Origin of the sequence: Micromonospora acroterricola, assembly GCF_003172955.1 — a bacterium.
GTDB classification, from domain to species: Bacteria; Actinomycetota; Actinomycetes; order Mycobacteriales; family Micromonosporaceae; genus Micromonospora; species Micromonospora acroterricola.
Map to the genome: position 1 here is coordinate 63241 of NZ_QGKR01000211.1, position 9779 is coordinate 73019.

Below are 9779 nucleotides of genomic sequence, written 5' to 3' on the forward strand. Positions count from 1 at the left end.
AGGTACGCGGACCCGGCGACCGACCCGCACCGCGGTGCGGCGGGTCTCGGGGCGATGAGCGGGGCTGCCCGAGGCACGCGGGCCACCCATCAGGAGCTGCCGCCCGCGCTGCGCGACGCGGTGGACGATTTCGCCGACCACCTGGCCCGAGTGCGCAACAGGTCGGCGCACACCGTCCGCGCGTACGTCGCCGACCTGGTCTCGCTGCTCGACCACGCCGTACGGATGGGCTGTGTCGAGTTGTCCGAGCTGGACCTGTCGGTGCTGCGCAGTTGGCTGGCACGGCAGCGCACCACCGGTGCCGCCCGCACGTCGTTGGCGCGGCGTGCCGCGTCGGCGCGCGCGTTCAGCGCCTGGGCGCACCGGGCCGGGCTGCTTCCCGCCGACGTCGGCGGGGCGCTGGCCAGCCCTCGGGCGCACCGCGAGCTACCCACCGTCCTGCGCGCCGACCAGGTCGCCGCCCTCGTCGAGGCGCCGACTCAACGACAGCCACTCGCCCCCGCGCCACCGGGGCCACCAGACGGGCCGGCACCGAGCGTGCCGGCACTCACGGCGCGGGAGCACGCGTCGAACGAAGGGCCAGCAGCACCCGGGACGGCGGACGGCTCAGCGACGCCCCGGGCAGCGGACGGGTCAGCCGTGCGCGAGACGGACGAGGCGGTGCTGCTGCGCGACCGGGTTCTGCTGGAGCTGCTCTACGCCACCGGCGTGCGCATCAGCGAGGCCTGCGGTGTGGACGTCGGCGACGTCGACCACGGCCGTCGGGTGATCCGGGTGTTCGGCAAGGGTGGGCGGGAGCGGTCGGTGCCGTACGGGGTGCCCGCGCAACGTGCTCTGGACGACTGGCTGCGGCGGGGCCGCCCCGCGCTGGTTGGCGCCCGCTCGGGCGAGGCGCTGCTGCTCGGCGCGCGTGGCGGCCGCCTCAACCCGACCACGGCCCGCCAGATCGTCGGCGGGTACGCCGAAGCCGCCGGCCTGCCCCGCACCAGCCCGCACGGGCTGCGCCACTCCGCCGCCACCCACCTTCTCGAGGGCGGCGCGGATCTCCGCGCCGTTCAGGAACTGCTCGGCCACTCGTCGCTGGCCAGCACGCAGATCTACACGCACGTCTCCGTGGAGCGGCTGCGCGCCGCCTACCGCCAGGCCCACCCGCGCGCCTGATGGGGCTGAACGGGCCCACCCGCGGGCCACCGGCACACGAGCGCACCGCGGCAGTTGTCACCGATCTCCACCCGCTCGGACCCGACGAGCGAACCGCTCAACGATGATCGACCGGCGGTTACGATCATCGGGTGAGCGTCCCGCAGCCCCCCGAGCCGATTCCGGGCGCCCGCCTGCTCTTCTCCCTCGACCCGGCGGTCAGCCACCTCAACCACGGCTCGTTCGGCGCGGTGCCGATCAGCGTGCAGCGCGCCCAGCAGCGGCTGCGCGACGAGATGGAGGCCAACCCGCTGCGCTTCTTCACCCAGGGGTTGGTCGACCGGATCGCGCACACCCGCCGGCACCTCGCGGGCTTCCTGGGCGCCGACCCGGACGGGAGCGCCCTGGTCGGCAACACCACCACCGGTGTCGCCGTGGTGCTCCAGTCGCTGGGGTTGCAGCCCGGCGACGAGGTGCTCAGCACTGACCACGGGTACGGGGCGGTGAGCCTCGCCATCCAGCGGGAGTGCCGCCGGACGGGGGCGGCCGGCCGGGTCCTGCCGATACCGCTGGCCGCCACCGACGAGCAGGTCGTGCAGACCGTCCGCGCCGGTCTGCGGCCGGGGCGCACCAGGCTGCTCGTGATCGACCAGCTCACCTCGGCCACCGCCCGGCTCTTCCCGACCGCGGCGATCGTCGGGGTGGCCCGCGAACACGGTGTTCCGGTCCTGGTGGACGCCGCACACGCGCCGGGCATGCTGGCGGCCTCGGTGGCCAGCATCGGTGCCGACTTCTGGGTGGGCAACCTGCACAAGTGGGCGTACGCCCCGCGCGGTACAGCCCTGCTGACGGTGACCCCGCCGTGGCGGGAGCGGATCGAGCCTCTGGTGGTCTCCTGGGAGCAGGAGTCCGGCTTCCCGGCCCGGCTCGAGTGGCAGGCCACCCTCGACTACACCTCCTGGTTGGCCGCCCCGGCGGGCCTGTTCACGTTGCGGAGCCTCGGCGTCGACCGGGTCCGTGCGCACAACGCCGCGCTGGCCGCGTACGGCCAGAGGGTTGTCGGGGACGCGCTGGGGGTGGCCCCCGCCCAACTGCCGGACCCGGGCGGGCCTGGGGTGGCTCTCCGCATCATCCCGCTGCCGGCCGGCACGGCCACCACCATCGACGCGGCGCGGGCGCTGCAGACGCGGATCGGCGAGCGGCTCGCCGCCGAGGTGGCGGTGATGAGCTGGGACGGGCGGGGGTGGCTGCGTCTCGCCGGTCAGGTCTACAACACCGCCGACGAGTACGAACGGCTGGCCGTGCGACTGCCCGCGCTGCTCGCCCAGCGCTGACCCCGCCGAACGCTGGCCAGCGGCGCTCACCCCACCGGGCGCTCGCCGAAATCCACCCCACCGACCCAGCGCTGACCTCACCAGGCTCGCTCGGCCGCACCCCTGCATGGAGCGGGAGCAGGCGCACCGGGCCGAGGCCGAGCAGGGCGAGCGGGTCGAGATACTCGGTGCCCCGGCGCAGGCCCCAGTGCAGGCAGGCCACGGCCGGGCAGCCCGGATGCCCGGGCAGCAACTCTCCCAGCGGCGCACCGGCGGCGACCGGCTGGCCGGGCCGTACCGCCGGTCGCACCGGCTCGTGGGTTGTCCGCAGGCCGCCGGCGTGCCCCACGGTGACGACCGGTCGGCCGGCGACCAGGCCCGCGAAGAGCACCGTGCCCCGCCCGGCGCTGCGGATGACCGCTCCGGCCGGTGCGGCCAGGTCCACCCCACGGTGCCCGGCCAGCCACGGTCGGGGCGGCGGGTCGAAGCGGCGCACAGGGCGGGGCGGTCCGTCGACCGGCCAGCGGAACCGGCCCGGCTCGGCTCGCGTCGGGGCGGGGGCCACCGCCGCGACCGGCACCGCCTGAGCCGGCGGGTGGCCGGGCAGCGCCGCGACCAGCAGCGCCAGGCCGCAGGCCTGAACGGTCAGCGCGAGCGGAAACGCGGCGCAGAGCAGCACGGTGCGGCGGGTCGAGGCGGTACGCGGGGCGGGTGGCGGTCGCATGACGGCAGCCTGCGGCCGCACCGGGGCCACCTGCCAGCCCGAACGGCCGGGCTGTGGACAGGCACCGGTGCTGTGGACGACCACCCGGCCCCCTCGACGATCTGATAGGGCGACGAACAGTCGACGCTGCCTCTGGTGACCCGGGACTGGCGCCCGTGGCACGACGACGCCGACAGGCCGGGTGCGGGGTTCGCCGGCTGGGGAGCCGCGCACCCGGCCCGCGCCCGGCCGGTCGTCGAGGGCCTAGGCTGGGCCGAGTGCACGTGCAGCGCCGCTGTCCGGACCGGGGAGGCCCCTATGACCACTGTCGATGACCGGACGCCGGGGTCGGATCACCACGACCGGGCACCGCACCCGCGCACCGCCGGAGCGCCCAGCGTGGCCGACGTGAGCGGCCCGTCGCGGCTCGCGGAGCCGGACGAGGCGATCAGCGCCGAGGAGTTGCAGCTCGCCGCCCGCAACCACGGCATCCCGCTGGAGGCCCTGCGCTACGACGTCACGCCGGCCGGGCTGCACTACCTGCTCATCCACTACGACATCCCGGAGCTGGACCCGGCCGCACACGCGCTGACCATCGGCGGTGCCGTGGACCGGCCGCTGACCGTCAGCCTGGCGGAGTTGCGCGAGCGGCCCCGGGTCACCCACCGGGTCACGCTGGAGTGCGCCGGCAACGGCCGGGCCCTGCTGCACCCCCGGCCGGTCAGCCAGCCCTGGCTGGTCGAGGCGGTCGGCAACGCCGAGTGGACCGGCACCCCGCTCGCGCCGCTGCTGCGCGAGGCGGGCCTCGGGCCGGACGCGCTCGACGTGGTCTTCACGGGCGCCGATCACGGTGTCGAGCGCGGGGTGGAGCAGGACTACCAGCGGGCGCTGCCGGTCGCCGACGCGTTGCGCGAGGAGGTGCTGCTGGCGTACGAGATGAACGGCGCTCCCCTGCTGCCGCAGCACGGCGCGCCGCTGCGGCTGATCGTGCCGGGCTGGTACGGCATGGCGCACGTGAAGTGGCTGCACTCGGTAGAGGTGCGGACCGAACCGTTCGAGGGTTACCAGAACGCGGTGGCGTACCGGCTGCGCCGCGACGCCGACGACCCGGGCGTTCCGGTCACGCGAATCGAGCCGCGTGCCCTGGTCCGCCCGCCCGGCTTCCCCGACTTCATGTCCCGCCGCCGGGTGCTGCGGCCGGGCCTGTGCACCCTGGACGGCCGGGCCTGGTCGGGGCACGCGCCGGTGGTCTCCGTGGAGGTCACCACCGACGGCGGGACGACCTGGGAGCCGGCCGAGTTGGACCCGGCCGAGGGCGGCGACTTCGCCTGGCGGCGGTGGCGGCACGAGTGGACCGCGACGCCGGGCCGGTACGTGCTCAGCGCGCGGGCGACCGACGCGTCCGGGCGGACCCAGCCGGTCGAGCAGCCGTGGAACCGCGGCGGCTTCGCCAACAACCTGGTGCAGCGGGTCGAGGTCGTGGTGCCGGCCGAATGACCGGCGGTGGGCTACACCACGGGTGGGGGGCCCGTGGTGCGGCCGGAGGCGGTCAGCCGCCGAAGCCGGAGTCGGCGGGCAGCGAGATGTCCGGCTTCTCCAGCTCCTCGACGTTGACGTCCTTGAACGTCATCACCCGGACGTTCTTCACGAACCGGGCAGGACGGTACATGTCCCACACCCAGGCGTCGTGCATCTCGACCTCGAAGTAGACCTCGCCGTCGGAGTTGCGCACGTGCAGGTCGACCTGGTTGGCCAGGTAGAACCGGCGTTCCGTCTCCACCACGTACGAGAACTGGCGGACAATGTCGCGGTACTCCCGGTAGAGCTGCAGCTCCATCTCGGTCTCGTACTTCTCGAGATCTTCCGCGCTCATCGCACTCCGCCTTCCATGACCACATCTTCCCCCACCGGCGCCGGAGGCAGAAGCTGCTCGCCCAACGCCACGCCGACGGTACCCCCTGACGCCCAGGAGCGCTCCATCGGCTCGTCCGGGCCCGGGTGGACGGGCCGGCGGGCGCGCGGCGGCCGGCCGTCGCGACCGGAGACCGCGGCGACGTTGATGTACGAGAACCGGTGCTCCCGGCACGGCCCGTGCTCGCGCAGGGCCGCGCTGTGCTCCGGCGTGATGTAACCCTTGTGCTCGGCGAACCCGTACGCCGGGAACACCTCGTCCAGCTCCACCATGAGCCGGTCCCGGGTGACCTTGGCGAGCACGCTGGCCGCCGCCACGCACGCGGCCACCCGGTCCCCCTTCCACACGGCCAGCCCCGGCACACCCAGGCCGTCCACGCCGAAGCCGTCGGTCAGCACGTACTCCGGCCGGGTGGTGAGCGAGGCGAGCGCCCGGCGCATGGCGGCGAGGTTGCACACGTGCAGCCCCCGGGCGTCGACCTCCTCCGCCGGGATGACCACCACGGCGTACGCCAGGGCGCGATCCACCACCTCCGCGTACACCCGCTCCCGGCTGGCCGGGGTGAGCAGCTTGGAGTCGGCCAGGCCGTCGATCTCGCCGCGCCGCCCCTCGGGCAGCACCGCCGCGGCGGCGACCAGCGGACCGGCGCACGCGCCCCGGCCGGCCTCGTCGGCGCCGGCGACCTGCCGGAAGCCCCGGCGTTGCAGCGCCCGCTCCAGCGCGTACAGCCCGGCCTCCCGGCGCACCACGGTGCGGGGCGGGGTCAGCACGACGCCTCGTCCCGACCGGCGGCCGGTTGCAGCAGCCGGGTCAGCAGGGCGGGCAGCTCGGGCGGGTAGTAGCGCTCGGCGGTGGCCGCCAGCTCATCCGGGGACCACCAGCGGTGACCGGCGATGCTGCGCTGCTCGATGTCGTCGAAGCCCGCGGTGTCGACCCGCCAGGACGGCACCCGGAGCAGGAAGAAGTCCTGGCTCTGGCGGTACCACACACCATCGAACGTGAACTCGGTCGTGTCGGACCAGACCGGCTCGCCCAGCTCGGCCGGGTCGAGCCGCAACCCGGTCTCCTCGGCCAGCTCCCGGGCCGCGCCCTCCGCCGGCGGCTCGGCCGGACCCAGGCCACCGCCGGGGGTGAACCAGTAGCGGTGCCCGGGGCGTGCCGGGTCGAAGCCGTGGAAGAGCAGGACCCGGCCGGCCGCGTCGACGAGCAGCACGCGGGCGGCGCGTCGAGGGGTGTAGACGGTCACCGCCCCAGCCTGCCAGACCGGCGGCGGATCGCCCACGCCCCGTCGGCCTACGGCTTCGGGATGCCGTCGAACTGGTCCGGCACCGTCAGCCAGGTGGCCCGGTTGACCGGCCAGAACACGGTGAACGCCCGCCCGACCACCTCGTCCTCCGGGATGGTGGCCTCGGTGATGTTCTGCCCGGACTGCTGCCAGTGCTCCAGCGAGTCGCCCGAGGCCGAGCGGTGGTCGCCCATCACCCACAGCCGCCCCTTCGGCACCGTGATGTCGAACTCCTGGTCCGCGGGCTTGTCGCGGATCCCGTCCATCGAGAAGATGTACGGCTCGTCGAGCGACCTGCCGTTGATCACCAACCGCTCCTGCTCGTCGCAGCAGACCACGTGGTCGCCGCCGACGCCGATCACCCGCTTGATGAAGTCCTCACCGTCGGGGTTGCCGCTCCACTCGATGGGCGCCTTGAACACGATCACCTCGCCGCGGTGCGGTGACCGGAAGTCGTAGACCAGCTTGTTGACCAGCACCCGGTCATCGATCTTGAGAGTGTTCTCCATGGACGGGGACGGGATGAAGAAGGTCTGCAGCACGAAGGCGCGGACCAGCACCGCGACCAGGATCGCCACACCCAGCAGGATCGGCAGCTCCTTCCAGAAGGAACTGCGGGGCTTGTCGGTCTGCTCGTCAATCACGCCAAGGAGCCTACGTTGCCGGACCGGACGTCACCGTCCGGAACGCGCGGGAACCACGCAGGGCGGCCACCAGGGGAAGAAGTAGCAGCACACCGCCCTGCGGCGACGGTCGGACCGGGGGCGCGCCCGACGAGGCCGCGGCCGGCCCGGACACGTCGTCGAAGGTCGACGGCACCGACAGCGGGTTCCACCGGGACGACGGCCAGACCACCATGAAGGCCCGGCCGACCACGTTGTCGATCGGCACCGGGCCCTGGCAGCGCGCGTCCTGGGAGACGAGCCGGTGGTCCCCCATCACGAAGATCTGGCCGGGCGGCACGACGACCTCGTCGAAGCGTCGGGAGCGACACTCCCCCGGGTTGGGCGGCAGGTCCAGCGGGGAGTCGCGCACCACGTACGGCTCGTTGAGCGGGGTGCCGTTGACGGTGACCCGGCCCTGGCTGTCACAGCACTTGACCCGGTCCCCGGGGAGGCCGATCACCCGTTTGATGAAGTCCTTCTCGCCGGGGCGGCTCACCCCGACCAGGTCGCCGACAGTCCGCGTGATCTTGCCGGTGAGGCCCGGCTCCGGCTGCTCGTCGACCTGCGGCGCCCAACGGTCGGTCCCCCGGAAGACCACGACCTCGCCGCGTACCGGGTCGCGGACGTCGTAGACGACCTTGTTGACCAGCACGCGGTCGCCGATCAGGAGGGTGTCCTCCATCGAGCCGGACGGGATGAAGAACGCCTGGAGCAGGAAGGTGCGGATCAGCACCGCGAGGCAGAACGCGACGACCAGCAGCAGCGGAAGCTCCTGCCAGAGAGGCATCTGCCGGCGGACGCGGCGGGCCCGCCGGCGCCACGGATCGACGGCGCCGTCCTCGTCAAGCGTCTGCACCACGCCACTCCCCGGTCCACAGAAACACAACCGCCCGGGAGCCTCGTCGAGGCCCCACGGGCGGTTGTGGACGGCTGCCCGCCACGTGGGCGGGGCCGCCGCCTCGCTGCGCCCGTACGACCAGGGTAGTGCGGTCCGGTCGGTACGGCATACGCGCAGCTCAGGCGGCGTGGCGAGCGGGAAGTCAGCTGGGCTGCTTCTCCCGCTTCTCCTTGATCTTGGCCTTCTTGCCGCGCAGCTCGCGCAGGTAGTAGAGCTTGGCGCGGCGCACGGCGCCACGGGTCACGATCTCGATCCGGTCGATGCCCGGGCCGTTGATCGGGTAGGTCCGCTCGACGCCGACACCGAAGCTGACCTTGCGGACCGAGAAGGTCTCACGCAGACCGTCACCCTGGCGGCGGATCACGACGCCCTGGAAGATCTGGACACGGGACCGGTTGCCCTCGACGACCCGAGCGTGCACCTTGACGGTGTCACCGGCACGGAAGTCGGGGAGGTCGGTCCGCTTGGACTGGGCGTCAAGGGCGTCCAGGATGTTCATCGCTGCGTCCTCGTAAGGCTCACGGCGCACCGTCACTCGGTGCGCGGGTGGGTGATTCTGATCCCCGGGTGGTGGTCGGCGGGCCGACCCCGGTCGGTGATCCTCGCAGCCACCCGCGGGCGCGGGCGGATGCGGCAACCCCCCTACTTTGCCACATCCCCCGGCGTCGGCTGAAATCCGGCCTGGTCCAGCGCCGCGATGTCCCGTTTGTCGAGCTGATCGGCGGGCAGCGCGGCGAGCAGGTCCGGGCGCCGGGCGGCGGTTCGCAGCAGCCCCTCCTCGCGCCGCCAGCGGGCGATCCTGCCGTGGTCGCCGGAGCGGAGCACCTCGGGCACGTCGTGACCACGCCAACTCGGCGGCTTGGTGTAGATCGGCGCCTCGAGCAGCCCGTGCGCGTGCGACTCCTCGTCCAGCGAGCCGGCGTTGCCCAGCACGCCGGGCAGCAGCCGGGTGACCGCCTCCAGGATCACCAGCACGGCCACCTCACCACCGAAGAGCACGTAGTCGCCGAGTGAGACCTCGGTGACCGGCATGCGGCTGGCGGCGTGCGCCAGCACCCGCTGGTCGATCCCCTCGTACCGGCCGCAGGCGAAGAGCAGGTGCGGCTCGGCGGCCAGCTCGTACGCCATGGCCTGGGTGAACGGGACACCGGCCGGCGACGGCACGAGCAGCCGGGGCGGCGGGGCCCCGGCCGGCGCGAGCGCGTCCAGCGCCTCACCCCACGGCTCCGGGCGCATCACCATGCCCGGACCGCCGCCGTAGGGGGTGTCGTCGACCGTGCGGTGCACGTCGTGGGTCCAGGTCCGCAGGTCGTGCACGGCGAGTTGGAGTACGTCGTTGGCCCGGGCCCGGCCGATCAGCGACAGGTCCAGGGGCGTGAAGTAGTCCGGGAAGATCGACACGATGTCGACGCGCATGGGGGCCCTAAAGATCGAGCAGTCCGGCCGGCGGGTCGACGATCACACGGCCGCCAGCCAGGTCGACTTCCGGAACGATCGCCCGGACGAACGGGATCAGCGCGACCCGCCCCTCGGGACGCCGCAGCACCAACAGGTCGGAGGAGGGCGCGTGGTCGATGCGGGCCACCTCGCCCAGCCGCTCGCCGGTCGGGGTGACCACGGCCAGCCCGACGAGCTGGTGGTCGTGGAACTCCTCCGGGTCCTCCGGTGGCGCCACGTCGGCGCTGTCCACCACGAGGAGGGTGCCGCGCAGCGCCTCGGCGGCGTCGCGGTCCAGCACACCGCCGAACGCGACCAGCATCCGCCCCTGGTGCCAGCGGGCTTCCTCGATGGTCAGCTCCGCAGGGACCCGGAAGAGTTCCCCGGGCTCGGGCGAGGGCGGGGAACTCTTCCGGGTCCCTGCGG

At 73.7% G+C, this 9779-nt stretch carries 11 protein-coding genes and 1 pseudogene; 3 read left to right on the plus strand and 9 right to left on the minus strand.

Translation table 11 applies throughout. The annotated features are described in order from the left end of the window. Positions 1-54: 54 nt before the first annotated feature. Both DKT68_RS17830 and DKT68_RS17835 read left to right on the plus strand, forming a co-directional pair. A complete protein-coding gene (locus DKT68_RS17830) occupies positions 55-1161 on the plus strand; it encodes a tyrosine recombinase XerC (protein WP_109818544.1) in 1107 nt (368 codons plus the stop codon). Between the two features lie 131 nt (positions 1162-1292). Beyond that, entirely contained in the window at positions 1293-2474 is a 1182-nt protein-coding gene (locus tag DKT68_RS17835) for an aminotransferase class V-fold PLP-dependent enzyme (protein ID WP_109818545.1), read from the plus strand. A 94-nt stretch (positions 2475-2568) separates the two neighbouring features. Here DKT68_RS17835 and DKT68_RS17840 read toward each other — a convergent pair. Next, a pseudogene (locus DKT68_RS17840) lies at positions 2569-3177 on the minus strand (murein hydrolase activator EnvC family protein); the annotation flags it as partial. Positions 3178-3474: 297 nt separating this feature from the next. Here DKT68_RS17840 and DKT68_RS17845 point away from each other — a divergent pair. After that, complete coding sequence (locus DKT68_RS17845; RefSeq protein ID WP_236646946.1) at positions 3475-4653, plus strand: sulfite oxidase; 1179 nt, start codon at positions 3475-3477, stop codon at positions 4651-4653. Between the two features lie 52 nt (positions 4654-4705). Here the strand turns inward: DKT68_RS17845 and DKT68_RS17850 are convergent, their stop codons facing one another. From DKT68_RS17850 to rimM, 8 genes are all read right to left on the minus strand, one after another. Then, positions 4706-5029, minus strand: a complete 324-nt coding sequence (locus DKT68_RS17850) for a DUF2469 domain-containing protein (RefSeq protein WP_007075222.1) — start codon at positions 5027-5029, stop codon at positions 4706-4708. Then, complete coding sequence (locus tag DKT68_RS17855; RefSeq protein WP_109818546.1) at positions 5026-5838, minus strand: ribonuclease HII; 813 nt, start codon at positions 5836-5838, stop codon at positions 5026-5028. The genes DKT68_RS17850 and DKT68_RS17855 overlap by 4 nt, the downstream gene beginning before the upstream one ends. Next, complete coding sequence (locus DKT68_RS17860) at positions 5832-6314, minus strand: NUDIX hydrolase (RefSeq protein ID WP_109818553.1); 483 nt, start codon at positions 6312-6314, stop codon at positions 5832-5834. Before DKT68_RS17860 ends, DKT68_RS17855 begins: the two co-directional genes overlap by 7 nt. Before the next feature lie 47 nt (positions 6315-6361). After that, positions 6362-6997: a signal peptidase I gene (lepB, locus tag DKT68_RS17865; protein ID WP_109818547.1), complete on the minus strand. Its 636-nt coding sequence runs from the start codon at positions 6995-6997 to the stop codon at positions 6362-6364. A gap of 10 nt (positions 6998-7007) precedes the next feature. Further along, positions 7008-7877 carry a signal peptidase I gene (gene lepB, locus DKT68_RS17870; protein WP_109818548.1) on the minus strand — a complete coding sequence of 290 codons (870 nt, stop codon included), beginning with the start codon at positions 7875-7877 and terminating at the stop codon, positions 7008-7010. Positions 7878-8058: 181 nt separating this feature from the next. Then, positions 8059-8415, minus strand: a complete 357-nt coding sequence (rplS, locus tag DKT68_RS17875; RefSeq protein WP_088946622.1) for a 50S ribosomal protein L19 — start codon at positions 8413-8415, stop codon at positions 8059-8061. Between the two features lie 143 nt (positions 8416-8558). Further along, positions 8559-9332: a tRNA (guanosine(37)-N1)-methyltransferase TrmD gene (gene trmD / locus DKT68_RS17880; RefSeq protein ID WP_109818549.1), complete on the minus strand. Its 774-nt coding sequence runs from the start codon at positions 9330-9332 to the stop codon at positions 8559-8561. A gap of 7 nt (positions 9333-9339) precedes the next feature. After that, positions 9340-9779, minus strand: a 440-nt coding sequence (gene rimM, locus DKT68_RS17885; RefSeq protein WP_109818554.1) for a ribosome maturation factor RimM, incomplete at its 5' end; no start/stop codon positions are given.